The 24,871-nt window shown below is 70.2% G+C and carries 21 protein-coding genes and 1 pseudogene; 11 read left to right on the top strand and 11 right to left on the bottom strand.

Annotated elements, in window-relative coordinates; genetic code table 11:
• Nucleotides 1–37 precede the first annotated feature (37 nt).
• Nucleotides 38–1,420 (top strand): glycine--tRNA ligase, encoded by a 1,383-nt coding sequence (locus AB0D12_RS13520; protein WP_362680794.1) that lies wholly within the window; start codon nt 38–40, stop codon nt 1,418–1,420.
• Here AB0D12_RS13520 and AB0D12_RS13515 read toward each other — a convergent pair.
• Complete coding sequence (locus AB0D12_RS13515; protein WP_362680791.1) at nt 1,390–1,857, bottom strand: hypothetical protein; 468 nt, start codon at nt 1,855–1,857, stop codon at nt 1,390–1,392. The two genes, AB0D12_RS13520 and AB0D12_RS13515, sit on opposite strands and share 31 nt — an antisense overlap.
• Nucleotides 1,858–2,034: 177 nt before the next feature.
• Here AB0D12_RS13515 and AB0D12_RS13510 point away from each other — a divergent pair, with 177 nt between their 5' ends.
• The 4 genes from AB0D12_RS13510 to AB0D12_RS13495 all read left to right on the top strand — a co-directional run bounded on the left by AB0D12_RS13510 (nt 2,035) and on the right by AB0D12_RS13495 (nt 4,579).
• Entirely contained in the window at nt 2,035–3,246 is a 1,212-nt protein-coding gene (locus AB0D12_RS13510) for a histidine kinase (RefSeq protein ID WP_362680788.1), read from the top strand.
• The gene (locus AB0D12_RS13505; RefSeq protein ID WP_362680785.1) at nt 3,234–3,881 is read left to right on the top strand and encodes a response regulator transcription factor; all 648 of its coding nucleotides are present in this window, start codon (nt 3,234–3,236) and stop codon (nt 3,879–3,881) included. Before AB0D12_RS13510 ends, AB0D12_RS13505 begins: the two co-directional genes overlap by 13 nt.
• A gap of 98 nt (nt 3,882–3,979) precedes the next feature.
• On the top strand, nt 3,980–4,183 hold the full coding sequence (locus AB0D12_RS13500) for a hypothetical protein (RefSeq protein WP_362680782.1): 204 nt from the start codon (nt 3,980–3,982) through the stop codon (nt 4,181–4,183).
• 195 nt (nt 4,184–4,378) lie between these two features.
• Entirely contained in the window at nt 4,379–4,579 is a 201-nt protein-coding gene (locus AB0D12_RS13495; RefSeq protein WP_362680779.1) for a DUF6243 family protein, read from the top strand.
• A gap of 82 nt (nt 4,580–4,661) precedes the next feature.
• On the opposite strand, the gene AB0D12_RS13490 is transcribed toward AB0D12_RS13495, so the two are convergent.
• Nucleotides 4,662–6,020, bottom strand: a complete 1,359-nt coding sequence (locus AB0D12_RS13490; RefSeq protein WP_362681282.1) for an MFS transporter — start codon at nt 6,018–6,020, stop codon at nt 4,662–4,664.
• A 179-nt stretch (nt 6,021–6,199) separates the two neighbouring features.
• Between AB0D12_RS13490 and AB0D12_RS13485 the strand changes: the two genes are divergently transcribed.
• Entirely contained in the window at nt 6,200–7,054 is an 855-nt protein-coding gene (locus tag AB0D12_RS13485; RefSeq protein ID WP_362680776.1) for a helix-turn-helix transcriptional regulator, read from the top strand.
• Nucleotides 7,055–7,117: 63 nt separating this feature from the next.
• On the opposite strand, the gene AB0D12_RS13480 is transcribed toward AB0D12_RS13485, so the two are convergent.
• From AB0D12_RS13480 to AB0D12_RS13465, 4 genes are all read right to left on the bottom strand, one after another.
• Complete coding sequence (locus tag AB0D12_RS13480) at nt 7,118–8,278, bottom strand: hypothetical protein (RefSeq protein WP_362680773.1); 1,161 nt, start codon at nt 8,276–8,278, stop codon at nt 7,118–7,120.
• Nucleotides 8,279–8,308: 30 nt separating this feature from the next.
• Complete coding sequence (locus AB0D12_RS13475; protein ID WP_362680770.1) at nt 8,309–8,941, bottom strand: dioxygenase; 633 nt, start codon at nt 8,939–8,941, stop codon at nt 8,309–8,311.
• 239 nt (nt 8,942–9,180) lie between these two features.
• On the bottom strand, nt 9,181–11,805 hold the full coding sequence (locus AB0D12_RS13470) for a LuxR C-terminal-related transcriptional regulator (RefSeq protein ID WP_362680767.1): 2,625 nt from the start codon (nt 11,803–11,805) through the stop codon (nt 9,181–9,183).
• Nucleotides 11,806–11,900: 95 nt separating this feature from the next.
• Entirely contained in the window at nt 11,901–13,358 is a 1,458-nt protein-coding gene (locus tag AB0D12_RS13465; RefSeq protein WP_362680764.1) for an MFS transporter, read from the bottom strand.
• Nucleotides 13,359–13,410: 52 nt separating this feature from the next.
• Between AB0D12_RS13465 and dusB the strand changes: the two genes are divergently transcribed.
• Nucleotides 13,411–14,583 carry a tRNA dihydrouridine synthase DusB gene (gene dusB / locus AB0D12_RS13460; RefSeq protein ID WP_362680761.1) on the top strand — a complete coding sequence of 391 codons (1,173 nt, stop codon included), beginning with the start codon at nt 13,411–13,413 and terminating at the stop codon, nt 14,581–14,583.
• A gap of 27 nt (nt 14,584–14,610) precedes the next feature.
• On the opposite strand, the pseudogene AB0D12_RS13455 reads toward dusB, so the two are convergent.
• Nucleotides 14,611–14,778, bottom strand: a pseudogene (locus AB0D12_RS13455) (GntR family transcriptional regulator); the annotation flags it as partial.
• Here AB0D12_RS13455 and AB0D12_RS13450 point away from each other — a divergent pair.
• From AB0D12_RS13450 to AB0D12_RS13435, 4 genes are all read left to right on the top strand, one after another.
• Nucleotides 14,729–15,091: a TOBE domain-containing protein gene (locus AB0D12_RS13450; RefSeq protein WP_362680758.1), complete on the top strand. Its 363-nt coding sequence runs from the start codon at nt 14,729–14,731 to the stop codon at nt 15,089–15,091. The pseudogene AB0D12_RS13455 and the gene AB0D12_RS13450 sit on opposite strands and share 50 nt — an antisense overlap.
• 8 nt (nt 15,092–15,099) lie before the next feature.
• Nucleotides 15,100–15,813, top strand: a complete 714-nt coding sequence (locus tag AB0D12_RS13445; RefSeq protein WP_362680755.1) for an HAD family phosphatase — start codon at nt 15,100–15,102, stop codon at nt 15,811–15,813.
• A 340-nt stretch (nt 15,814–16,153) separates the two neighbouring features.
• Nucleotides 16,154–18,862, top strand: coding sequence for a pyruvate, phosphate dikinase (ppdK, locus tag AB0D12_RS13440; RefSeq protein ID WP_362680752.1), 2,709 nt, complete (start codon nt 16,154–16,156; stop codon nt 18,860–18,862).
• Between the two features lie 530 nt (nt 18,863–19,392).
• Nucleotides 19,393–20,412, top strand: a complete 1,020-nt coding sequence (locus AB0D12_RS13435; RefSeq protein ID WP_362680749.1) for a winged helix-turn-helix domain-containing protein — start codon at nt 19,393–19,395, stop codon at nt 20,410–20,412.
• Here the strand turns inward: AB0D12_RS13435 and AB0D12_RS13430 are convergent.
• The 4 genes from AB0D12_RS13430 to AB0D12_RS13415 form a co-directional block, all read right to left on the bottom strand.
• On the bottom strand, nt 20,382–21,542 hold the full coding sequence (locus tag AB0D12_RS13430; protein ID WP_362681279.1) for an alkaline phosphatase PhoX: 1,161 nt from the start codon (nt 21,540–21,542) through the stop codon (nt 20,382–20,384). The two genes, AB0D12_RS13435 and AB0D12_RS13430, sit on opposite strands and share 31 nt — an antisense overlap.
• A 332-nt stretch (nt 21,543–21,874) precedes the next feature.
• Nucleotides 21,875–22,069 (bottom strand): ferredoxin, encoded by a 195-nt coding sequence (locus AB0D12_RS13425; protein ID WP_362681276.1) that lies wholly within the window; start codon nt 22,067–22,069, stop codon nt 21,875–21,877.
• Between the two features lie 26 nt (nt 22,070–22,095).
• Complete coding sequence (locus tag AB0D12_RS13420; protein WP_362680746.1) at nt 22,096–23,313, bottom strand: cytochrome P450; 1,218 nt, start codon at nt 23,311–23,313, stop codon at nt 22,096–22,098.
• 151 nt (nt 23,314–23,464) lie between these two features.
• Nucleotides 23,465–24,391, bottom strand: coding sequence for an oxidoreductase (locus AB0D12_RS13415; protein WP_362680743.1), 927 nt, complete (start codon nt 24,389–24,391; stop codon nt 23,465–23,467).
• Nucleotides 24,392–24,871 lie beyond the last annotated feature (480 nt).

Below are 24,871 nucleotides of genomic sequence, written 5' to 3'. Positions count from 1 at the left end.
ATTCGCCGTTCGTCGTCGTCGTAATGAAGAGAGCACCGTGGCCGCCGACAAGATCGACACCATCGTCAACCTGAGCAAGCGCCGTGGCTTCGTCTACCCGTGCAGCGAGATCTACGGTGGTCAGCGCGCCGCCTGGGACTACGGGCCGCTGGGTGTCGAGCTGAAGGAGAACCTCAAGCGCCAGTGGTGGCGCTACATGGTCACCTCGCGCGAGGACGTCGTCGGTATCGACTCGTCGGTAATCCTGGCCAGCGAGGTCTGGGAGGCCTCCGGTCACGTCGCCACCTTCACCGACCCGCTCACCGAGTGCACCTCCTGTCACAAGCGCTTCCGCGCGGACCATCTGGAAGAGGCGTACGAGGAGAAGCACGGCAAGGCCCCCGAGCACGGCCTCGCCGACCTCAACTGCCCCAACTGCGGCAACAAGGGCACCTTCACCGAGCCCAAGAGCTTCTCCGGCCTGCTCTCCACGCATCTCGGCCCGACGCAGGACTCCGGCTCGGTCGCCTACCTGCGCCCCGAGACCGCGCAGGGCATCTTCACCAACTTCGGCCAGGTGCAGCAGACCTCGCGCAAGAAGCCGCCGTTCGGCATCGCGCAGATGGGCAAGTCCTTCCGGAACGAGATCACTCCCGGCAACTTCATCTTCCGCACCCGCGAGTTCGAGCAGATGGAGATGGAGTTCTTCGTCAAGCCCGGTGAGGACGAGCAGTGGCAGGAATACTGGATGGAGCAGCGCTGGAACTGGTACCGCGACCTTGGTCTCCGTGAGGAGAACATGCGCTGGTACGAGCACCCGGCCGAGAAGCTCTCCCACTACTCCAAGCGCACCGCCGACATCGAGTACCGCTTCAGCTTCGGCGGCAGCGAGTGGGGCGAGCTCGAGGGCGTCGCCAACCGCACCGACTACGACCTCTCCGCGCACTCCAAGGCCTCCGGCCACGACCTGTCGTACTTCGACCAGGAAGCCGGCGAGCGCTGGACCCCGTACGTCATCGAGCCCGCCGCCGGTGTCGGCCGCGCCATGCTCGCCTTCCTCCTCGACGCGTACAACGAGGACGAGGCGCCCAACGCCAAGGGCGTCATGGAGAAGCGCGCCGTGATGCGCCTCGACCCGCGCCTCGCGCCGGTCAAGGTCGCCGTGCTGCCGCTCTCCCGCAACCCGCAGCTGTCGCCGAAGGCCAAGGGCCTCGCCACCGACCTGCGCAAGAACTGGAACATCGAGTTCGACGACGCCGGCGCCATCGGCCGCCGCTACCGCCGCCAGGACGAGATCGGCACGCCGTACTGCGTCACCGTCGACTTCGACACCCTCGACGACAACGCGGTCACCGTGCGCGAGCGCGACACCATGAAGCAGGAGCGCGTCTCCCTGGACCAGATCCAGGGCTACCTGGGCAGCCGTCTGCTCGGCTGCTGAACGCTCGCTGACGTTCGAGGGCCGGCCGGGCCAGGAGCCCGGCCGGCCCTCGCATGTGTCCGTACGGCAAGGTTCATGCACAGGGCCGCCAGCGGCAGCTCCGCACACACCGCCAGCGCCACCGCCTGCGCCAGCTCGGCGCCCGGCGCCGACGTCAGCAGGTCCGCACAGGCATCGGCCACCAGCAGCAGCGCGGCACCGGCCGCCGCCGCCCGATGGCCGCCACCACCCCGTACGAGCCGACTGCCCGCCGTCAGCAGACAGGCCGCCTCCAGAGCATCCAGCGCCACCCACGCCGCCGCTTCGCCCGGCGGAAGCGTCGCCGCCAGAAACCCCGTCCAGGGCAGCAGAGCCAGGCCCGCGCCGGTCAGCAACCGGCCCTGCCACCTGGGCAACCAGGCAGTGTTGGCAGGGGAGTCGAAGGCGATGAGAGCCATGGAGCGCGCCTCTTTCGGCAGTCACGAACCCGGCCTTCGGGCTCGTGATCAACACTCCTGTTCCGGGTAGTCACAGTCAGTAACACTGCTTGCCGACTTGGGGTGGCACCACTTGCACCCCGGAACCGGCAACAGGCTTCATGGCGGCCGGACATGCCCACCACATACGGTTTGATCATGACCATCCCGCCCCGGCTCCGCCGCTCCCTCACCCGGCTGCGGCGCGACATGTCCTTCATCGCCTCCGGGATGCTCCTGCACCTCGTCACAGCACCGTTGTTCCTCTGGGCCGCGAGACTGGCCGTCGCAACCCTCAACGGCACCTCCTCCGACGCCCCGGTGATCCTTCCCATCCCCGTTGCCCTGATCGCCATCGCCGGATTCGGCCTTACCGAAGCCCACCGATGGCGCTATCGCGAACTGTGCGGCGTGGATCTGCCCCGGCTCCGATTCGCCGTGGCGAGAAGGCAGTTCGCGTACAACTGCCTCGCCGGGCCCTGCCTCGGGATACTCGAACTGCTCGTCCTCGCGCTCCTGGTGGCCGGCGCGGCCGCCACCACCATCTACGCCTGGATCATGCTGCTGCCGGTGGACTGGCGGACCGGCCACCCCGGCTACACCACCCAGGCCGCCTACGTCATGGCCGCCGGCACGGTCGCACTGGCCGGCGTGCCGAGCCTCGCCGGAGCTCTGGTACGGCTGGAGAACCGCATCGCCCCCACCCTCCTCAGGGACACCCGGGCCGAGCAACTCGAGCAGCGCGTCGAAGACCTCACCGAAAGCCGGGCCGGAGCCGTCGACGCCGCCGACGCCGAACGCCGCCGCATCGAACGCGATCTCCACGACGGCGCCCAGCAACGGCTCGTCTCCCTGGCGCTGAACCTCGGGATCGCCAAAGTGACACTCAAGGACCTGCCGCCCGAGGTACGGCAAGTGATCGACGACGCACACCGCGAAGCCAAGGAGTCGATCGAGGAACTCAGCCATCTCGTGCGCGGCCTCCACCCGTCCGTACTCGACGAACTCGGCCTCGACGCAGCCCTCTCCGGCCTGGCCGCCCGCGCGCCACTGCCCGTACGGCTACGGGTCGACCTGCCGCAGCGAGCCGCCCCCGCCGTCGAAGCAGTCGCCTACTTCGTCGCCTCCGAGGCCCTCACCAACATCGCCAAGCACGCGCACGCGACCCGTGCCGATGTGACCGTGTCCCGACTGGGCGAGATACTGCGGGTGGTCATCGCCGACGACGGCGCGGGCGGCGCCGATCCGGCCGGCGGCACCGGTCTCAAAGGACTCGCCCAACGCGTGGGGTCCGTCGACGGGACCTTCCGCATGAGCAGCCCCACCGGGGGCCCGACCGTCATGACCGTGGAGCTGCCGTGCGCGCTGTGATCGCCGAGGATTCCCTCCTGCTCAGGGTCGGCGTGGTCAAGATCCTCGAGATGGCCGGATTCGAGGTCGTCGCGGAAACCGGTGACGCCGAAGGGCTGTTGACCGCGGTCGGGGAACACCGACCCGACATAGCCGTCGTCGATGTCCGGATGCCGCCCGGCTTCACCGACGAAGGCGTACGGGCCGCACTCCGGATCAGACAGCAGTGGCCGGACACCGCCGTCCTGATGCTGTCGCAGTACGTGGAGGAGCGGTACGCCGCCGAGCTCATCGCCGCCAACACCAGCGGCATCGGCTACCTCCTCAAACAACGCGTAGCGGATGTCGAGGAGTTCATCGAAGTGCTGCGACGGGTCGCCGAGGGCGGAACCGCCCTCGACCCGCAGGTCGTCGCACAGCTCCTGGTGCGGCGGCAGAGCGATCCGCTGGAGCGGCTGACCGAGCGCGAACGGGACGTGCTCGCGCTGATGGCGGAGGGCCGCTCCAACGCCGGAATCGCCGACCGGCTGGTGATCAGCGAAAGCGCCGTCGCGAAACACATCAACAGCATCCTCGCCAAGCTCGACCTGCCGCGCGTCGGCGCAGATCACCGCAGGGTGCTGGCGGTACTCCGCTTCCTGGAAGGTGGCGCCTGAGCGCCCGGCGGGCGACGCCTGGAGCAACAGCTCGACAAGGTGGTGCCGTTGATGTTGAACGTGCTGCACACTGGGCGCACTCGTCACCAGGAGGAACGATGCCGTCCATGACCACAAGCAAGGTCAGCAGATGGGATCAGCACGGCCGTGAGCATGTCGTGCATGTACAGAAATCAGGCTTGCAGCGGACGCTGACCTGCGACACCTGTGGCTGGCGCAAGGGGGCGCAGTTTCTGCCCTGGCTCAAAGCCGAGGAGCACCTCGTCGAGGCACACCAGGCGACGGTGGACCCGAGCGCCTGATGATCTTCCGCATCTGCTCGACCAGTTCGCCCGCGCGGCCAGCGCGAACAAACCAGGTGTCCCCACTGTCCCCGGCGGGGTACCGTGGCCCGCATGTATGCGTATCTCCCGATCTACGAGTGAGAGGGCGGCGGTCGACTCCCGCCCCCGTCTGACGATTCCCCAGTCACTTCTCACCATAAATGGGAGAACCCCATGGCCAAGAGCCGGAACAACCTCCTCGGCGTGGGCGGACAGCGCAAGAAGCTGTCGCGCGCCGACCAGCAGGGCAACGGTCCCGCGCGCAACGCCGATCGCAAGGCGGCCGCCGACCAGAAGCAGCAGCTGGTGCGCAAGATGCGCGAGCGTGCCGAGGGCGGCAGCACGCCCGAGGAGCCGCAGGAGAACCAGGCCTGATCACAACCGTGGGCCCGGACCGCGTGGTGCGGTCCGGGCCCACGGCCATGTCCGGGGCAGCCCGGTTGGTCAGTTCACCGGGTCAGTTCACCGTGCGCGGCAGGCGCAGGCTCAGCAGCGTCGTCAGCACGATCATCCCCAGCTGCACCAGCAGCGTGACCGTCAGCGCCTGACGCATCCCCGCAGACGTGACCAGCGAGAGGAAGAGCGAGCCCAGCGTGGCCACGCCCAGCGCCAGTGCGGACTGCTGGGTCGTCACCATCACACCGCTGCCCACCCCGGCCCGCTCCGCCGGTATCTCGGAGAGCACGATCCGGAAGATGACCGGCAGTTGGAGCCCCTGGCCGAAGCCGGCGAGCGCGACGCCCGGCATCAGTTCCACGAAACCCAGATCCGGCCAGCCGCGCCAGACGGCCAGGGCCAGTACCGCGACGCCCACGGCCTGGAGCGCTCCGCCCGCCGGTACGATCCGGGTGCCGTACCGCACCACCAGCCGCGGTCCTGCCAGCGACGCCCCGAAGAAGGCCAGCGCCATCGGCACCAGCGTCATCCCGGCGGCCACGGCCCCCATCCCGAGCCCCTGCTGCAGCGCCACCGCGACCACGAACATGAAGCCGCCGAAGCCGATCGAGAACGGCAGTACCAGCGCAAGCCCGCGCCGCAGCGAGAGCAGCGCGAACAGGCTCGGCGGCACCAGCGGTGTACGCCCCTGCCGGTCCGCTCGCCGTTCCACCCGGTAGAAGGCCACCGCCGCGACCGGGAACACCGCCAGCGCGCCCCATGTCCACAGCGGCCAGCCCGCGGCCCGTCCCTCCGTCAGCGGCGCCAGCAGCGTCAGCAGGGCCACGGTCAGCAGCAGCGTGCCGGGTACGTCCACGGGCGCGGGGTTGGCGGAGCGTGTCTTCGGGACCGAGCGGGCCGCCAGTACCAGGCCGATCAGCGCCACCGGCACATTCACCAGGAAGATCGCCCGCCAGCCGGTGCCTGCAATGTCGGTCGCGACCAGGACGCCGCCCAGGATCTGCCCGGCGACCATCGAAAGTCCGGCCGTGGCCCCGTACAGGCTCATCGCCCTGGCCCTGCGCGGGCCGGCCGTCGCTGCCTGGATCGTGGCCAGTACCTGCGGCACCATCAGCGCGGCCGCGGCGCCCTGGGCGACCCGCGCCCCGACCAGCGTCCAGGCGTCCGGCGCGAGGCCGCACGCCAGGGACGTCAGTCCGAAGGCGGCCATGCCGATCAGAAAGAGCCGGCGGCGGCCGTACATGTCGCCGAGCCGTCCGCCGAGGACGAGCAGTACGGCGTACGAGAGCGCGTAACCGGCGACCACCAGCTCCAGCAGCGCCGGGCCCGCGGCCAGGTCGTGTTCGATGGTCGGCAGGGCGACATTGACGATGAAGAAGTCGATCAGCGGAAGTGCCGCGCCGAGCAGCACGGTGAACAGCCCGAGCGGGCCGAGCTGTGGCCCGGCGGCTTCGGCGGCGCGGACGGGATTTGGGGAAAGGACACTGGTCTCACTCACGTCATCGACGATCGTCCTCCGTGGAGCCTGGTACCAGAGTCTCTTTATCCTGGTACAAGCACTACCTGGCAATGGTGTGAGCGTTTCGGCACCCTGGGAGCATGGCGACTATGGTGCAGGAGACCGACGTACGTAGGCATGAGCTCGCGGGCTTTCTGCGCAGCCGTCGCGAGCGGATCACGCCCGAGCAGGTCGGGCTGCCGCGCGGCCGTCGCCGGCGGACTCCCGGTCTGCGCCGCGAGGAGGTCGCGCATCTCTCCGCCGTGGGTGTCACCTGGTACACGTGGCTGGAGCAGGCCAGGGACATCCAGGTCTCCCCGCAGGTCCTCGACGCCATCGCCCGCGCGCTGCTCCTCGACCAGAGCGAGCGCAGCCATCTCTTCGCCCTGGCAGGCGCCACCGATCCGGCGCCCGGCACGCCGTGCCCGACCGTCACGCCGGCCCTGCGGCAGCTGCTCGAGCAGCTCGAGCCGCTTCCCGCCTGCGTCATGAACAGCCGTTACGACATCCTGGCGTACAACCGCACCTACGGACGGCTGTTCTGCGACCTCGACTCCCTGCCTCGGGAGGACCGCAACTGCATGATCCTGGCCTTCACCAACGACGACTGGCGGGCGGCGGTCTCCGATCTCGCGGACGCCAGCCGGGTGCTCGCCGCGAAGTTCCGGGCGTCGATGGCCGAGCATCTCGCCGAGCCCGCGTGGAAGGCGCTGCTGGGGCGTCTTGAGACGTCCTCGCCGGAGTTCCGTGAGGTGTGGGCGCGCCATGAGGTGGTCAGCCAGGGCGGCAGGACCAAGCTGATCCGCAACGCCCATGTGGGCCTGCTGCACCTGGAGCACAACAATCTCTGGCTGGGCCCGACGGCCGGGCCCCGCCTGGTCAGTTACACACCTCTCGACGACGAATCGCGCGAGCGCCTGGAGAAGCTCCAGGCGTTGACGCTCGCCGCGGCCTGAGTATGTGGCACGGCCCGGGCCCGGACCGTGGTGCATGGCCCGGGCCCGGGTTCGGTGTGCCGGTCAGCCCGTGAAGCGGGTCACCGCCGGAACCAGGTCGCCCTGTTTGGCGATGCCCACTGTCCACAGATCTGCGCTGCTCGGCACAGTGGTGAACCCTCGCACCACCACACCGGGGTCGGCTGCCTGCTCCCAACGGCGCTCCTGCGCGTCGAAGCGCAGGGCGACGGAGACAGCACCCTTGCCGCCGGCCGCCCACAGCACGCCGTCCCCGGCCCTACCGACGGCCCGAAGCCGGCCGTCGGCGACCGCGGGTGTCTTGACGTCGGTCCACTTCTTGCCGTCCCAGTGCACCGCGTAGGGGAGGTCCCCTCCCTTGGACGACGAACCGCCCACCGCCCATATGTCGTCGGCACCCAGTGCGGTGATGCCGCTGAGCCAGCGGTGCTCGTCCGTGGCTCCCGCGGGCGCGGCGACCCGCGTCCAGGAGGTGCCGTCCCAGTGCAGCAGCAGGGCCGTCTCCGCGGTGCTGTCGGTGGCGAAGGACGTGCCCGCCGCCCAGATGTCGTCCGGTGCGACGGCGGTGAGGCTGGTCAGTTCGCCCTTGCCGACGTCGGGCAGGGTCTGCCGGCGCCAGGCCGTGCCGTCCCATGCCTGGACGGCGGGCACCCCGTTCTTGATGCCCTGCGGCACGGCGCGGCCGGCCGTCCAGGCCTTCCCGTCGGAGGTCGTCACCACCGCGTCGGGTGTCAACCGGCCCGCGGGGTCGCGGTCGAGGTTGCGCGTGGTCCAGGAGGTGCCGTCCCAGTGGGCCGCCGTCGCGCCGACCGCCCAGATGTCACTGGCCGACCGTACGGCGAGCGCCTGCGGAAAGGTGTCCTTCGGCAGCGTCGACTGCTGCGTCCAGGATGTGCCGTCCCAGTGCAGGGCCAGGGCCTCCAGCTCGGTGGCGCTCTTCAGCCGATAGCCGACGGACCAGGCCTGCTTGTCGCTGAGCGCGGCCACGGCGGTGAGGTCGCCCTTGGCCACCGGGACCGCGGTCGACTGCCACTGTCCGGCGACGCGCGCCGGTGCGGACGCCACGTCCTTGGCGGCGGGGGCGGGGCCGGCCCAGACGGTGCCGGCGGCGATCAGGCCCCCGACCGCGACGGCGCCTGCGGCCAGCGCCGCCACCATCGGCGACCGACTGACTTTCCGGTGCCGGGACGACTTGCTCGTATGCATCACGGAAATCCTTGAGTGATCGGCGGTCGGCTACTTGGCCGTGGTCTGGATGACGAAGTCGAAGGCGCCGGTGTAGCGGCCGTCCCTCGGGCCCGCGAGCGTGATCATGCAGGCCCGGTTGAGGAGCCGGTCCGCGGCGTTGAGCGCGGCGAAGTCCCGGCCGTACGCCTGGGTGTCGTCGGGGAAGTACAGCTGCGTGACGAGTACGGGTCCGCCGGGCGCCTGGACCTGGGTGTGGATATGCGGCGCCCGCTGGCCCCATCGGCCCCAGTAGTCGCGGGGGATGATCGTGCGCAGCCGGAACGCGCCCCTGCTGTCGGTGTACTGGTGTCCGCGCAGCGAGAAGCCCGCGGTGTCGTAGTCGCCGTTCTGGTCGCACTGCCAGAACTCGATGAGCGACCCGGGCAGGGGCTTGCAGGCGGTGTCGTAGGCGATGCCGCTCAGATCGAGCCGCACTCCGCGGATCGCGGGGGTGATGAAGTCCGTCCGCTCGGGGGACTGTGTCTTGAAGAGCGGGCCCTCTGTCGCCGCCGGGGTCTCGTGACCGTCGCAGGCAGGCGTGACGGCCAACGGGCGTCCCGCCGCGCGCGCCTTCTGCACCGTGCTCGCCGGTGCCGCCAGGGCGGCGCCGGCCCCGCTCGTCGCCACGAGGGCTGCGGTCATTCCCACCGAACTCGTTTTGATGAACGCCCTCCTCGAGCTCGTGTGTTCGCCGTCCGGATCGTGGTCGTGCCGCATCGCGTCTCCTTACCGGATTTACTCGCCGGGCAGGGCATTCCGTGGGGGGAAGACCGTTGGGTAGCAGCTCCACGCCGTCGGGTCCTTGGAATGCCCTGTTCCGCGTCAGCTTGGTCGCTGCGGCGGCCGCGCGGATCGATCGGATGACCGGCGGCTTGGCGGCGTTACGAAACCTCGCCGCGGCGCGGATCGGGTTCGGGAAGAGCGCCGGAGCGCTGTTCCTTTCCGGCCACCCACAGCGCGATCTGCGTACGGGAGCGCATGCCCAGCTTGTCCCGCACGTTGTCGAGGTGGGTCGAGACGGTGCTTGCCGACAGATCCAGACGGGCGGCGACCTCGCGGTTGGTCAGTCCTTCGGCGACCAGCGCGGCCACCGTCATCTCCCGCCCTGTGAGCGGGGATTGCCCGCCTTCCGTACGGACGGCCGGCACCGGTCCTTCGTCGGTCCCGTGCAAGGCGTACGCGATCAGCCGCTCCCAGCCCATCCTGCGTCCCTCGGCCACCGCAGCGTCCCGCCCCGCAGCGGGCAGCGCCGCCGCCGCGCGGGCCGTCGCCGACTCGACCTGCCGTCGCCACTCGGCCTCCGGCTCGGTGTCCAGCCGCCTGCGTGCCTGCGCAGCGGCCGCGAACAGCCGCAGCGACCGCTTCATCTGGCCCCGTTCGGCCGCCACGACGGCAAGCCCCTCCAGCGGATACAGCGCGTGGAAGCTTTCGCCGGGCACCGTGCGCAGGCCCTCGGCGAACAGGTCCTGGGCCGCGGCGACATCGCCCAGGGCGAGCCGGATCGCGCCGGCGGTGTGCAGGGCGGCCGCCGACTGGCACCAGGGGGACTGTCCGCGCAGCTGCGGCAGGCAGGACGCCATCAGTTCGTCGCCCTCGGCCGCCTTGCCGATGTGCAGCAGCGCCCAGGCCAGATGGTGGCGGCACCAGGCCGTGTCGCGGGGGCGGCCGAGTGCGGCGACGATGGCCAGACATTCCGCGAAGTCGTCGACGGCCTGCGCGAACTCGCCGCGGCACAGCAGGGCGGCAGCGCGTGCGTCCAGGGAGTTGGCGAGTCCGGCGGGGTCGTCTCTGCGCCGCTCGACGGCGACCGCCTGCTCGGCGAAGCGCAGCGCGGCCGCCTCGTCCACCTGCTGGCAGGCCGCGCGTGCGGCGAGCGCCAGAGCCGCACCGACGTGCCGGGAGTCCTTCCGGCCCCGTGACTCCCGTGCCTCCCATGACTCCTGCGAGTCCTGCGATTCCTGGGAGTCCCGCGATTCCTGCGGGTCGCAGTCGTGCTCCAGTACGTCCGCCAGCAGCGCGCGGGCAGCTGTCAGCTGCTCCTGCTGGAAGCGCACCCTCGCCAGTGCCAGCGTCAGCGGTACGTGCGGTGCGCCGCCGAGGCCGTTGGTGTGGGCGACAGCCGCCGCGAGGTTCTCCCGCTCCTTGGTCAGGGGGCCGCCCGCCTGGTCGACGAAGACCTGATCCGGGGCCGGTTCCATCAGCCCGGTCAGCCAGTCGACGGCCCGTTGCCAGGTGTCGGACAGCTCACCGGAGTCGGCGAGGCGGTCCAGGGCGTAGGCGCGGATGGCGCTCAACTGCCGGAATCGCGCGGTGACTTCGGCCTCCGGGCCCGGCAGCCGTACGATCAAGGACTTGGCCTCCAGCGCGCACAGCACCCGCAGGACGTGCCGCGGCTGCATCTCGCCGTCGGCGCAGACCGCCGCCGCACCCACGGCGTCGAATCCGCCGACGAGGACGGAGAGACGGCGAAAGACGGTCTGTTCCTCCGGATCCAGTAATCGATGGCTCCAGTCGATCGCGGCCGCCAGCTCGCGGTGGCGGCCGGGCCCGGTCCTGCTGCCGTCCGTGAGGAGAGTGAGCTGGTCGTCGAGGCCGGCCAGGATGTCGCTCAGCGGGAGGACTCCCGTACGGCGTGCTGCCAGCTCGATCGCCAGTGGCATTCCGTCAAGGCGTCGGCAGATCTCGGCCACGGTACGGGCGTTCCCGGTGTGCAGCTCGAATCCGGGTGTGCAGCTGCCGGCGCGCTCCACGAAGAGCCGGACGGCATCCGCCTGCAGTACGGCTGCCGGGTCGTCGTCCTCGCCGGCCGGCGACAGGGGCAGTTCACCGACCCGGAACACGACTTCGCCGGGCACGCGCAGCACTTCCCGGCTGGTGGCGAGGATCCGCAGCCGGGGGCACCGGCCGAGCAGCGCCGCGGCCAGCTGTGCGCACGGCTCGGCGAGGTGCTCGCAGTTGTCCAGGATGAGCAGCGTCGGGCGGTCGCCGAGCTCATGGGTGAGCAGCTCGACACCTGTCCGGCCGCCGCGCTCGCCGACGCCCAGCGCGGCGGCCACGGCCTGCGGCAGCCGGTCGCCGTCGTGGAGCGAGTCCAGTTCGACCAGCAGGGCCTTGCTGTCGGCGCCGCCGCGCAGGCCGGTGGCGAACTCCATCGCCAGACGGGTCTTGCCGACTCCGCCCGGGCCGGTGAGGGTCAGCAGCCGCGAGGACTTCAACAGGGTGCGCAGCCGCGACAGTTCGCGCCTTCGGCCGATGAAGGAGTCCAGTGCCCGTGGCAGCTCGCTGCCCTCCGGCTGCGTGCGGTCCTGGTTCTGGTCCCGGCCCGCGCTCCGGCCGTGCTCCTGGTCCTGAGCGTCCCGTGCCGAGCGCCGGCGGAAGGCGCGCTGTCTGCATGCGTCTGAGCAGTAACGGGCAGGCCGACCGCCCGGTGCCGGCCCGCTCCCCTTTCGCCGGCCGCGGTCGGGCAGCTCGGTCCCGCACACCTCGCACGTTCGACTCGGGCTCATCCGTCGAATCCTTGCGGAACGAACGCCGTCGGACCACCGAGTCCGGCGAAGGGTGAGCCACGCCCCATGACGCCTGTGGCCAGGCTCGGAGAGAGCTATGCGTTCGCTGTGGACAGCACCTGGCCCTCGTCCGGAGCCTCCAGCCGCTCGGCCGTGCGCCGCGCCGTCTCCTGCGCCCAGCTGCCGCTGGTCAGCGCCCCCACCACGAGGATGCACAGCCCGCAGCCGGTGATGATCCACCAGGCGGGCCGGCTCGCGGCGACGAAGCCGTCCGCGTACGAGGTGGAGGAGGCGACCCCGGCCGCCAGTACGGCTCCGATGACGGCGACGCCGAGCGTCTGCCCGATCTGCCGGCTGGTGGAGGCGACGGCGGCGGCGACACCGGCCTGTGAGCGCGGCATTCCGGAGACGGCGGTGTTGGTGATCGGCGCGTTCACCATCCCGAAGCCGAGGCCGAAGAGGAAATAGCCGAAGAAGAGCAGCGCATCGGAGGTCTCGGCCTCGAAGGCGGCGAACAGCACTCCGCTCGCGGCCATCGTGGGGCCCGCGATCAGCAGCGGGAGGCGCGGGCCGCGGCTGCCGACCAGCCGTCCGGACAGCGGTGCGCAGATGAAGGTCATGGCGGCCATCGGCAGCATGTAGAGACCGGCGTCCATGGCGGACAGGCCGCGGACGTCCTGCAGATACAGCGTGTTGATGAAGAGGAAACCGCCGAGCGAGGCGAAGGCGCACACGGCGATGACCGTGGCCCCGCTGAACGGGGCGCTGCGGAAGAAACGCAGATCGATCAGGGGCTCGGTGCGCCTCGGTTCGTACAGCAGCAGTCCGGTCAGCGCGAGGGCCGCGACCGTGCTGAGGGCAATGATCACCGGCGAGTGCCGGCCGGCCGACGGCGCCTCGATGATCGCGTACGTCAGTGAGCCGAGGAGTGCGATGACCAGGAGCTGGCCGACGGGGTCGGGGCGGCGTGGCTTCGGGGCGCGGGACTCCGGTACGTAGCGCCAGGTCAGAAGGATGGCGGCGAGGCCGACTGGCAGATTGACCCAGAAAATCGAGCGCCAGCCGACCGAGTCCACCAGGATTCCGCCGACGAGGGGCCCCGCGGCCATGGAGATGCCGACGACGCCGCCCCAGACGCCGATGGCGCGGGCACGTTCGCGGGGGTCGGTGAAGGTGTTGGTGATGATCGACATCGCGACCGGGTTGAGCATCGAGCCGCCGACGGCCTGCACCATGCGGAACGCGATGAGCGACTCGAGGTTGGGTGCGAGCGAGCACAGCAGCGAGCCGACGGTGAAAAGGACGAGACCGGTCTGGAAGACCTTGCGCCGGCCGATCCGGTCGGCGGTGGAGCCGGAGAGCATCAGCAGGGAGGCGAGGACGAGGGTGTAGGCGTCGATCGTCCACTGCATCCCGGCGACGGAGGCGTGGAACTCCTTCTGAATCGAGGGCAGCGCGACATTGAGGATCGTGTTGTCGAGGCTGACGATCAGCAGGCTCATAGCGCAGATCGCCAGCACGAGCAGCCGCCGTCGGTGTGTGAGCTCGGGCATAAGCGGATAGTACGGCTGACTAAGGACTCCCGTCGTGAGCGACAATGGGCGAATGACCACGCTCGCCCCGTCCTCCTCGGTGCTCAAGATAGGCCCGCACGCCGTACAGCCCCCGGTGGTGCTCGCGCCGATGGCCGGCATCACCAATGCGCCGTTCCGCACGCTGTGCCGCGAGTTCTCCGGCGGCAAGGGGCTTTTCGTCAGCGAAATGATCACGACGCGGGCGCTGGTCGAGCGCAATGAGAAGACCATGCAGCTCATCCACTTCGACGCGAGTGAGACGCCGCGGTCCATTCAGCTGTACGGGGTGGATCCGGTGACCGTCGGCAAGGCGGTCCGCATGATCGCGGACGAGAACCTGGCCGACCACATCGACCTGAACTTCGGCTGCCCGGTCCCGAAAGTGACACGGAAGGGCGGCGGCTCCGCTCTTCCGTACAAGCGGCCGCTGCTGCGCGCGATCCTCAACGAGGCCGTGTCGAACGCGGGCGACCTGCCGGTCACGATGAAGATGCGCAAGGGCATCGACGACGACCACATCACCTATCTCGACGCGGGCCGGATCGCGGTCGAGGAGGGCGTGACGGCGATCGCGCTGCACGGGCGTACGGCGGCGCAGCACTACGGCGGTACGGCGGACTGGGACGCGATCGCCCGGCTGAAGGAGCATGTCCCGGAGATCCCGGTGCTCGGCAACGGCGACATCTGGTCGGCGGACGACGCGCTGCGGATGGTGCGGGAGACGGGCTGCGACGGGGTGGTCGTGGGCCGCGGGTGCCTGGGGCGGCCGTGGCTGTTCAGCGATCTGGTGGCGGCCTTCGAGGGTAGGGGCACCCCGGGCGGAGCCCATGATGCAGGCAGTGCGGCGCCGACGCTCAAGGAGGTCACGGTCGTCATGCGGCGGCACGCCGAGCTGCTGGGGGAGTGGATCGGCGACGAGGCGCGTGGCGTGATCGACTTCCGTAAGCATGTGGCGTGGTACCTCAAGGGCTTCTCGGTCGGCTCGGAGCTGCGGAAGAAGCTGGCGATCACGTCGTCGCTGGCGGAGATGGACGCGCATCTGGCGGAGCTGGACCTGGACCAGCCGTGGCCGGTCGGTGCGGACGGGCCGCGGGGGCGCACGTCGGGGAACAACCGGGTGGTTCTGCCGGACGGCTGGCTGAAGGACCCGTACGACTGCGCGGGCGTCAGCGCGGATGCGGAACTGGACACGTCGGGCGGCTGACCGGGGCTCCGCCCCGGACCCCGGTCCTCAATCGCCGGACGGGCTGGAAAGGTCGCCCGCATGCCGCGACAGCGGGGCCGTGTCCGCCGAGTTGCTCACGCTGAACGTCACGCTCCCCGCCACATACCGGTCGTCCGTCCACTCGATGGGCCGTCCCGTCGCCGTGCACGTCAGATGGCGCTGCCGCAGGCCGGGCCGCATGGCGGACGACGGCCTGGTCGAAGTGGCGGGCAGCAGGCTGCCCGTGGACGGCGACGCGCCGGAGACATCCGAGGTCGAGGTGCTCGTACGCCCCGAGAACGTCACCGTCACCGCCGACCCGGACGGCGAGGCCACGGTCGTCTCCGCGTCCTTCCTCGGCTCGGTCACTCGCGTGCTGCTGGACCTGCCGGACGGCAGCTCGGTCAAGGCCGATCTGGCATCGCGGGACGCGGGCGCGCTGGTGCCCGGCGGGCGGGCGGCGGTCGGACTGGCGCAGCGGCCCGTCCTCGTCGTACCGGCGCGGTGAGCGTGGCCATGACCGCGCCCGCGGCCGTCCTCTTCGACATGGACGGCACGCTCGTCGACACCGAGGTGCTGTGGTGGGAGGCGACCGAGGAGGTCGCCGCCTCGCTCGGCCACCGGCTGTCCGACGCGGACGCGCCGGAGGTGGTCGGCCGGGCCGTCGAGGACACCGCCGCTCATCTGATACGGATCACAGAGGTGGCCCGCAGTGCCACCTCCACTGCTTCGGCGGTGGCACAGGCGCTGACCGAAGGGTTCTTCCAGCGGGTCGAGGCGGGCGCCCCGCTGCGTCCCGGCGTACGGCGGCTGCTGGCCGAACTGGAGCAGCGGCAGGTTCCGTTCGCCCTGGTGAGTGCCTCGCCGCGGGTCGTCGTCGATTCGGTGGTCGGTGGAGCACTGGCCGATGTGCGGTTCTCCTTCACGCTGTCGGCCGACGACACGGTACGGACGAAGCCGCATCCGGATCCCTACCGGGCGGCCGCGGACCGGTTCGGGGCCCTGCCCAGGGCATGTGTGGCGGTGGAGGACTCGCCGGACGGCAGCAACTCCGCGGAGGCCGCGGGGTGTGCGGTGCTGGTGGTGCCGTCGTTGCTGCCGGTGCCCGCGTCGGCAGGCCGGGTCTTCGCCGAGAGCCTGGAGCACGTGGATCTCGATGTGCTGAGCCGCTGTGTTGCGGCGTGTTACGCGGGTCCGGATGATGGGACCGGAGGCTCGTCGGCCGCGTGATTCTCGCCACCCTTGATAGGGGTGGCGCTCAGATGAGCGATTTGATGGCGACTGCATCTCTCGGAGGGGTGGCACTAAGTGCCACCCCTCCGGTATTCAATTGATCTATCGATTCATCGCGATGTGTGACCGAAGGCGGGATTCACATCGCTGTACGTGCTGATGTGTTCAGAGCTTGAATGCAGGCTCCCGACCGGAGTACCCATCAGTTACTTTCGATCTGGTGGCGGACGAGTGGTTACGGCCGTATGACCGCCAAGTGGACGTACCCAGACGCCTTCGATCTGGGTATGTTCCTCGCCGTCAGGGCAGCCACCGAGTCCTCGAGGAGTCGAGACCCGTGTCGGAAAACAAAGATCAGAAGTTCGTCTACGACTTCACCGAGGGCAACAGGGACCTCAAGGACCTGCTCGGCGGCAAAGGTGCGAACCTCGCCGAGATGACCAACCTCGGGCTGCCCGTCCCTCCGGGCTTCACGATCACCACTGAGGCCTGCAAGGTCTACCTCGACAGCGGCACCGAGCCCGCCGCGCTGCGTGACGAGGTGAGCGCCCACCTCGACGCCCTCGAGCAGTCGATGGGCAAGAAGCTCGGTCAGGCCGACAACCCCCTTCTGGTATCCGTACGTTCGGGCGCGAAGTTCTCGATGCCGGGCATGATGGACACCGTCCTCAACATCGGCCTCTCCGACGCGTCGGTGGCCGGGCTCGCGCAGCAGTCGGGCGACGAGCGCTTCGCCTGGGACTCGTACCGCCGCCTGATCCAGATGTTCGGCAAGACGGTGCTGGGCGTCGACGGCGAACTCTTCGAGGAGGCGCTCGAGGAGGCCAAGCACGCCAAGAAGGTCACCGTCGACACCGACCTCGACGCCGGCGATCTGAAGAAGCTGGTCAAGCAGTTCAAGAAGATCGTCTCCCGCGACGCGGGCCGCGACTTCCCGCAGGACCCGCGCGAGCAGATGGATCTCGCGATCCGCTCCGTCTTCGAGTCCTGGAACACCGACCGCGCCAAGCTCTACCGCCGCCAGGAGCGCATCCCCGGCGACCTCGGCACGGCCGTCAACATCTGCTCCATGGTCTTCGGCAACCTCGGCCCCGACTCCGGCACCGGCGTCGCCTTCACCCGCGACCCCGCCAGCGGCCACCAGGGCGTCTACGGCGACTACCTCCAGAACGCGCAGGGCGAGGACGTCGTCGCCGGCATCCGCAACACGGTGCCGCTCGCCGATCTGGAGAACATCGACAAGAAGTCGTACGACCAGTTGATGCAGATCATGGAGACCCTCGAGACGCACTACAAGGACCTGTGCGACATCGAGTTCACCATTGAGCGCGGCCAGCTGTGGATGCTCCAGACCCGCGTCGGCAAGCGGACCGCGGGCGCGGCCTTCCGTATCGCCACCCAGCTCGTCGACCAGGGCCTCATCGACGAGGCCGAGGCGCTCCAGCGCGTCAACGGCGCGCAGCTCGCGCAGCTGATGTTCCCGCGCTTCGACGACCAGTCGAAGACCGAGCTGCTCGGCCGCGGTATCGCCGCATCCCCGGGCGCGGCCGTCGGCAAGGCCGTCTTCGACTCGTACACCGCGGTCAAGTGGTCGCGTTCCGGCGAGAAGGTCATCCTCATCCGCCGTGAGACCAACCCCGACGACCTCGACGGCATGATCGCCGCCGAGGGCATCCTGACCTCGCGCGGCGGCAAGACCTCGCACGCCGCCGTCGTCGCCCGCGGCATGGGCAAGACCTGTGTCTGCGGCGCCGAGGACCTCGAGGTCGACACCAAGCGGCGCCGGCTGACGGTCGGTGAGACCGTCATCGAGGAGGGTGACGTCGTCTCCGTCGACGGCTCCACCGGCAAGGTGTACCTCGGTGAGGTGCCGGTCGTGCCGTCCCCGGTCGTCGAGTACTTCGAGGGCCGGATGCACGCGGGCGCCGACGACGCCGACGAGCTGGTCGCCGCCGTGCACCGGATCATGGCGTACGCGGACCGAGTACGCCGCCTTCGCGTACGGGCCAACGCCGACAACGCCGAGGACGCGCTGCGCGCACGGCGGTTCGGCGCGCAGGGCATCGGCCTGTGCCGCACCGAGCACATGTTCCTCGGTGAGCGCCGCGAGATGGTCGAGAAGCTGATCCTCGCGGACACCGACGACGAGCGCGAGCAGGCGCTGGGCGCTCTGCTGCCGCTGCAGAAGAAGGACTTCATCGAGCTGTTCGAGGCGATGGACGGGCTGCCTGTCACCGTCCGGCTGCTCGACCCGCCGCTGCACGAGTTCCTGCCCGACATCACCGAGCTGTCGGTACGTGTCGCCCTCGCCGAGGCCCGCAAGGACGCGAACGAGAACGACCTCCGCCTCCTCCAGGCCGTACACAAGCTCCACGAGCAGAACCCGATGCTGGGCCTGCGCGGTGTACGCCTCGGTCTGGTCATCCCCGGTCTGTTCGCCATGCAGGTACGGGCGATCGCCGAGGCCGCGGCCGAGCGCAAGAACGCCAAGGGCGACCCGCGTCCGGAGATCATGATCCCGCTGGTGGGCACCGTCCAGGAGCTGGAGATCGTCCGCGAGGAGGCCGACCGGGTCATCGCCGAGGTGCAGGCCGCGACCGGCACCGACCTCAAGCTGACCATCGGCACGATGATCGAGCTGCCGCGCGCCGCGCTGACCGCCGGTCAGATCGCCGAGGCCGCCCAGTTCTTCTCGTTCGGTACGAACGACCTCACTCAGACCGTGTGGGGCTTCTCCCGCGACGACGTCGAGGCGAGCTTCTTCACCGCGTACCTGGAGAAGGGCATCTTCGGGGTCTCCCCCTTCGAGACGATCGACAAGGACGGCGTCGGCTCGCTCGTGCGCAGCGCTGTCGAGGCCGGCCGGGCCACCCGCCCCGACCTCAAGCTGGGCGTCTGCGGCGAGCACGGCGGCGACCCGGAGTCGGTGCACTTCTTCCACGAGGTGGGTCTGGACTACGTGTCCTGCTCGCCGTTCCGTATCCCGGTGGCGCGCCTCGAGGCCGGCCGGGCGGCGGCCGAGTCGAAGGGCAGCGACTCCCGCTGAGTCACCGGAGCCGGCGCCGGGGTCTGGGGGCTTGCCCTCAGTCGGACGACCCTCATCGACCCGGTAGCGGCTCCGGAACACCGAAAGGGAAGGGGCGGGCGCCTTGTGCGGGGCGCCCGCCCCTTCCATGTGTTCATCCCTGTGCCGTTCTGTTTCCCTTTTCGGCCCGGACCGATTCCCTGTTGAATCATGGACGTTGAACGGCAATCGAATTTCTGCCAAATTCGGGGCGCAAAATAACGGGCGGAGCGCGGCCCGCGGATCCCCATCCGCGGGCCGCGCCCCATTACCCGTGCCGGACACGGAGCCGCACCTTCCGTCACCCGCCGCCGGACGTTCCAAAGCCCCCCACGGCCTTCGCAACGTCACATCGGAGACGGAAGGTTCATGCCCGACGTCGTACAGCCTTTCGGTTGGCACCCACCCCCCGCGAGGCGTTTCAACTGTGGCTGAAACACCGTGGTAACGTCCTGTGATGGCATGCATACTCAGTGATCGGGGCGATTGCGGATGCAACAGGTGGGGGTTCGGTGCTTCGTATCCATTTCACTGGGGACGACCTAGCCAGAGTGCGGATGGGGGCCAGACCGGATGCTTTGTGGGAAACGATTCTCAGCTTTCACCGATTGCGGGATCGGCGCGGCGCACTCGTCTTCGGGGAATGGCGCTCGGAGACCCGCGCCCGGTTGAATGGTGAAACACGCCTGCTTGCCGCGCTGGTTCCGCCGCAGGGTTATTTCCCGGACTTCCTGACGCCTCCCGAAGGGCAGGGCGGGCTGGACGCGGGTCTGGAGGCGCTGCGTGCCACCCCGGCCGCGCGCCTGCACACCGAACTCGCCCTGGCCGCCGCCGACCGCGCCACCGTGCCCGTACTGCCCGGCCGGCTCGTCGCCCTCGCCGAGGGCAGGCCCGAGCCGCTGGCACGGCTCGTGGGGGCGCTGCGGGGCTATCACCGGGCCGCTGTGGAGCCGTACTGGCCGCATATCCAGGCCAGGGTGGAGGCGGACCGTGCCGTGCGCGGCCGCGCGCTGCTCGACGGCGGCGCGGACGAACTGCTCACGTCACTGCCGCCGGTGCTGCGCTGGCGGCCGCCCGTCCTGGAAGCCGACTATCCCGTCACGCGCGAACTGCACCTGGACGGGCGGGGGCTGCTGCTCCAGCCGTCGTTCTTCTGCCGCGGCACACCGGTGGTCTACCGTGACGCCGCGCTCCCGCCCGTCCTCGTCTATCCGGCCGCCCACAGCAGCGGGCCGGCCTTCAGCGAGGCCGGCGGCCCCTCGCTGGGCAAGCTCGTCGGCCACACCCGTTCCGCCGTCCTGCAGGCCATCCGCTTCGGCTGTACGACCAGCGAACTGGCCCGCCGAGCAGGGGTGTCCCTCGCCTCCGCGAGCCAGCACGCGGCCGTCCTGCGGGAGGCGGGCCTGGTGGTGACGCTGCGCCACGGCAACGCCGTCCTGCACACCGTCACTCCGTTGGGCGCCGCCCTGCTGCGGGGCGGCGCCACTGCGGAGGCCGCGGGCTATGCCCGGAACGGTCCCGCCACCTCGTAGGTGATGCCGCCCGACGAGGAGCCGCTCGTACCGCGCTGGCTGGAGAAGTACAGCCGGGTGCCGTCGGGTGAGAACGCCGGTCCGGTGATCTCGGACGAGGACTGGCCGGTGATCCGCAGGAACACCGCGACGACGTCGTCCGGAGTGATGATGCAGATCTCCATGTTGCCGCCGTCCTCGGCGACGAACAGATCGCCGGAGGACGAGCCGGTGACGTTGTCCACCCCGGTCAGCGGGGCGCCGCCGCCGACCACCAGCGAGTCGTCGTAGGCCAGTTCGTAGGTGCTGTTGGCGAGGTTGAGCTGCCAGACCCGGTTGTCGCCCTTGGTCGTGAACCAGACGGTGTCATCGGCGTAGTGACAGCCCTCGCCGCCGTTGAAGTGCTTGGCGCCGGAGACCTGGCTCCGGGTCGCGGTCGGCGAGCCGTCCGGGTCGGGCACGTTCTGCCAGGTGAAGGAGCCGGAGGTGCCGGAGCCTGCGACGAGCACCTGGAGCGTGCCGGAGGCGAGGTTGCCCCAGGTGGTGGGGATGAACCGGTAGAGGCAGCCGTTGGTCTCGTCCTCGGTCAGGTAGACGACATGGCGCACTGGGTCGGCGGCCGCGGCCTCGTGCTTGAACTTGCCCATGGCGTCCCGGCGTACGGCGGCATTCACGCCGTACGGGTCGGTCTCGTAGACGTACCCGAGGCTGACCTCCTCGCACGACAGCCAGGTGTTCCACGGCGTCTTGCCGCCCGCGCAGTTCTGGTGGGTGTTGGAGAGGATTCTGTACGCGCCGGTGATCGCGCCGGCCGAGGAGAGCTTCACCGCGCTCGCGCCGCCGGACGGGTTGATCTCCGAGTTGGAGACATAGATCCAGCCCGAGCCGTCCGCGAAGCAGGCACCGCCGTCGGGGGCGTTGTGCCACTTGTACGAGGTCGAGCCGACGTTCTGACCGGAGCGGGCGATCACCCGGCTGCTGAACCCGCTGGGCAGCTGAATGCCGTTGGCGTCCGCCGCGCCGAGGGCTCCGTAGGGCCCCGGGCCGGGCTGGGCCGGGGCGGCGTAGGCGGCACCGCGCATCAGGGTGCCGCCGAAGGCGGCGGCGGACGTGCCGATGACTGCTCCGCGCAGGAAGTTGCGACGTTCCACTGTCACTCCAGGGTGGTGACTGCTCCGGGGCGCCGGTCGACGCCCCGGAGTTGGCGCGGTACCGGAACCTAGGAGTCGTGAATTGACAGCACGTCAACGAGTGGTGACGTACAGCGGTCGACCAGCGCGCCGACTCGGGGGTAGGGAAGGTTGCGCCCCGGCGCGCGCCGGGCGCGCGCCGTTCACCGCCTGGGCGTCCTGTCGCGACGCCGTGCCCCGGACTCGTCCCGGAGCCCGGGGACGAGCCTGTCCTTCCAGCCCGTCCGGCGATTGAGGACGAACCGCCTGCCGGGCGAACCCGGCCGCCATCGCGCCCGCCCGACGCGCGGGTCTCAGCCGCGCGAGAGACGGATCGCCCCCACCGGGCACGCCCGGGCCGCCTCCCGTACGAGCGGGCTGCCCGCGCCGTCCTCGTGGCCCGGCAGCAGCTCGCTGAATCCGTCGTCGTCCTGGGTGAACACCTCCGGCGCGGTCAGCGCGCACTGCCCCGCCCCGATGCACCTGTCCTTGTCGATGGTGATGCCGATGTCCGTACGGTCGGTACCCATGGCGGCTACCAGGTCACGGGGAGTTCGACCATCCCCTGGAGCGTGTCGCCGGGTTTGAAGGGGATCGTCTCGGCGGGCGCCGCAAGCCGCAGTCCTGGCAGCCGGTCGAAGAGCGTCCGCAGCGCGATCTCCATCTCCGCCCGGGCCAGATTCTGTCCCAGGCACTGGTGGATACCGAAGCCGAAGGCGACATGGTGGCGGGCCGAGCGGTGCCAGTCGAGCGTGTCCGGCGCCTGGTAGGCGGCGGTGTCGCGGTTGATGAGGGACGTCGAGAAGACGACGCCCTCGTCGGCCCGGATGGTCGTCCCGGCCACCTCGATGTCCTCCGTGGCCACCCGCAGCATCCCGTCGGCGATCGACAGGAACCGCAACAGCTCCTCGACTGCGGTGGGCATCAGCGCATCCTCCGTCCGCAGCTCGGCCAGCTGTTCCGGGTGCTGGAGCAGGGTGAAGGTGCCCAGCGAGATCATGTTCGCCGTGGTTTCGTGGCCCGCGACGAGCAGGATCGTGGCGAGGCCGACCAACTCGCGCCGGTCCACGGTGCCTTCGTGCAGCTGCTGCTGGATGAGGTCGTCGAGAAGCGCCTCGCCCGGGTCCTTCCGCTTCCGGTCGATCAGCGCGCCGAGGTAGTCGTTCAGCTGGTCGCGCGCGTCCTCCGTGTCGGCGGGGGCCGGTCCGCGCAGCAGCCGCCGCGACTGCGCCTCGAAGAAGTCGTGGTCGGCGTACGGGACGCCGAGCAGGGCGCAGATCACCATCGACGGCACCGGCAGGGCGAAGGCGCTCACCAGCTCGGCGGGCGGCCCCTGTTCGGTCATGGCGTCGAGCAGCCGGTCCACGGTCTGCTGGATCTGCGGGCGCAGTGCGGTGATGCGTTTGAGGGTGAAACTGGGGATGAGCATCCGCCGCTGGGTGTTGTGCTCGGGGTCGTCGACGCCGAGGAGCGCTGTGCGGCGGTTGCGCAGCCGCGCGAAGCGCTCCGTGGGCATGGGGAACGCGCGGTTCTCGCGGTTGGTGGAGAGCCGTTGGTCGGCCAGCAGCTCGCGCGCCGTCGCGTGCCCGGTGACCACCCAGACGGTGCGCCCGTCGAAGAGGGAGACCCGGGAGAGCGGCCGGGCCTCGCGGAGTGGCTGGTAGGGAGTGGGCGGGTGGTAGGGGCAGCTGCGGTCCTGAGGAAACGCTACGGGTTCTGAGTCGACGGGTGCTGAGACGAGTGGTTCTGTCATGGTGACCTCGCGAGCGAAGAGAGTCCGCCTTGCCGAACACCATTAGATGCCTCGGGCATCTAATGGTCCATGTGAAGTTCGGCCAAACAGCCCAAGGGCGGCGCGGGCCCCGGATTCCATGGTGCACACCCGCCGTCCGGCGCGCGAGCGCTCAGGCCTTGAGTCCCTCGTACGTCACCCCGGTGAGCTGCTCGGACGCCGCCCACAGCCGTTCGCCCGCCACATCGTTCCGGGTCCATTTGGCCCGTCGGGAAGGTGCGGGCGCGCCCCGCCAGCCCTGGATCCTCGGTCCGGTGAAGGAGTCGGGCCGTACGCCCGGCGCGGTGGCCGCGTACAGCGTCGGCAGCGCCCCGGACTCGGCGGGCTGCGCGGCGATCCGGTTGCCGAACTCCATGATCCGTTCCCTGACCTTGCGGCCCTCCATCCTCGCGCTCGCCGCCTGGAGGTTGGTGGCGGCGTAGCCGGGGTGGGCGGCCGCCGCGACGACGTCGGACCCGGCGGCGCGCAGCCGCCTCGCCAGCTCGTGCACAAAGAGCAGGTTCGCCGTCTTGGAACGGGCGTAGGCCACCCAACGGCGGTAGTGCCGCTCGCTGTTGAGATCCGCAATGTCGAGGTTGGCCATGGCGTGCAGCCCGCTGGACAGGCTCACCACGCGCGCGCCCGGCGTGTCCAGCAGCTTCGGCAGCAGCAGCCCGGTCAGCGCGAAGTGCCCGAGGTGGTTGACGCCGAACTGCGTCTCGAAGCCGTCGGTGGTCTTCCCGTACGGCAGGGCCATCACGCCGGCGTTGTTGATGAGCAGATCGAGGTTCCCGTACGGGTACGCGGCCGCGAACTCCCGTACGGAGGACAGGTCCGCCAGGTCCAGCGACCTGAACTCCACCTCCGCGTCCGGCACTTCGTGTTTGATGCGGACCTCCGCCTGCTCGCCCCGGACCGCGCTGCGGCACGCGAGAACCACGCGCGCGCCGCGGCGGGCCAGCTCCTGGGCCGTGACGAGTCCGATGCCGCTGTTGGCGCCGGTGACCACGGCGGTGCGTCCGGACTGATCGGGGATGTCGCTCGCGTTCCAGCCCGCCATGGCTGAGCCCCTCGCTAGGAATCGTTGGCTGCCCAGCCTACGAACCGTCAGGCCGAGGAGCCACGGCCCGGCTCATCGTGTTCCCGGCCCCAGGCCCGGTCGGCGTCACTCTCGCCGGGCTGCGGCGACATCGGAGCGGCGGACGCGCCGGGGCTGACCGCACCCGGCAGCTGAAGCGCTGGGCGCCCGCCTCGGTGATCCCGAAGGAGTACGCGTCATGGCTGGGCGGGTGGTAGACGTGCTGGAAGAAGTGCCCGTGCATGTCCTCCAGCGGGCGGCCCGGGTCGACAGTGGCGTGCCCAGCCGTCGCTGCCGCCTGCCGCGGTCTGCACCGTGTCCACCTGCCCATTGTCCCCACGGCGCCGACGTTCACGACTGTCGGGCCGCACCGGCCGGGCCGCCCCCCACGGCCCAGGCCGGCCGGCCGGCCGCTCACGCGTCGCGAGGAGTCAGGGCAGTGACCGACGACGTGTGAGCGGA

It is taken from the genome of Streptomyces sp. NPDC048479 (assembly GCF_040651435.1).
In the GTDB taxonomy this organism is placed as follows: domain Bacteria; phylum Actinomycetota; class Actinomycetes; order Streptomycetales; family Streptomycetaceae; genus Streptomyces.
Note: the sequence above shows the minus strand (reverse complement) of the source record. Positions and strands in the feature narration are given on the sequence as shown.

What these genes read in the sequence shown, in the direction of transcription:
- AB0D12_RS13450 (WP_362680758.1), top strand. Translation starts at nt 14,729, where the DNA reads ATGGGCCGTCCCGTCGCCGTGCACGTCAGATGGCGCTGCCGCAGGCCG.
- AB0D12_RS13420 (WP_362680746.1), bottom strand. Translation starts at nt 23,313, where the DNA reads ATGACAGAACCACTCGTCTCAGCACCCGTCGACTCAGAACCCGTAGCG.
- AB0D12_RS13495 (WP_362680779.1), top strand. Translation starts at nt 4,379, where the DNA reads ATGGCCAAGAGCCGGAACAACCTCCTCGGCGTGGGCGGACAGCGCAAG.
- AB0D12_RS13445 (WP_362680755.1), top strand. Translation starts at nt 15,100, where the DNA reads ATGACCGCGCCCGCGGCCGTCCTCTTCGACATGGACGGCACGCTCGTC.
- AB0D12_RS13500 (WP_362680782.1), top strand. Translation starts at nt 3,980, where the DNA reads ATGCCGTCCATGACCACAAGCAAGGTCAGCAGATGGGATCAGCACGGC.
- AB0D12_RS13475 (WP_362680770.1), bottom strand. Translation starts at nt 8,941, where the DNA reads ATGACCGCAGCCCTCGTGGCGACGAGCGGGGCCGGCGCCGCCCTGGCG.
- AB0D12_RS13485 (WP_362680776.1), top strand. Translation starts at nt 6,200, where the DNA reads ATGGCGACTATGGTGCAGGAGACCGACGTACGTAGGCATGAGCTCGCG.
- AB0D12_RS13465 (WP_362680764.1), bottom strand. Translation starts at nt 13,358, where the DNA reads ATGCCCGAGCTCACACACCGACGGCGGCTGCTCGTGCTGGCGATCTGC.
- dusB (WP_362680761.1), top strand. Translation starts at nt 13,411, where the DNA reads ATGACCACGCTCGCCCCGTCCTCCTCGGTGCTCAAGATAGGCCCGCAC.
- AB0D12_RS13480 (WP_362680773.1), bottom strand. Translation starts at nt 8,278, where the DNA reads ATGCATACGAGCAAGTCGTCCCGGCACCGGAAAGTCAGTCGGTCGCCG.
- AB0D12_RS13510 (WP_362680788.1), top strand. Translation starts at nt 2,035, where the DNA reads ATGACCATCCCGCCCCGGCTCCGCCGCTCCCTCACCCGGCTGCGGCGC.
- AB0D12_RS13515 (WP_362680791.1), bottom strand. Translation starts at nt 1,857, where the DNA reads ATGGCTCTCATCGCCTTCGACTCCCCTGCCAACACTGCCTGGTTGCCC.
- AB0D12_RS13415 (WP_362680743.1), bottom strand. Translation starts at nt 24,391, where the DNA reads ATGGCGGGCTGGAACGCGAGCGACATCCCCGATCAGTCCGGACGCACC.
- AB0D12_RS13470 (WP_362680767.1), bottom strand. Translation starts at nt 11,805, where the DNA reads ATGAGCCCGAGTCGAACGTGCGAGGTGTGCGGGACCGAGCTGCCCGAC.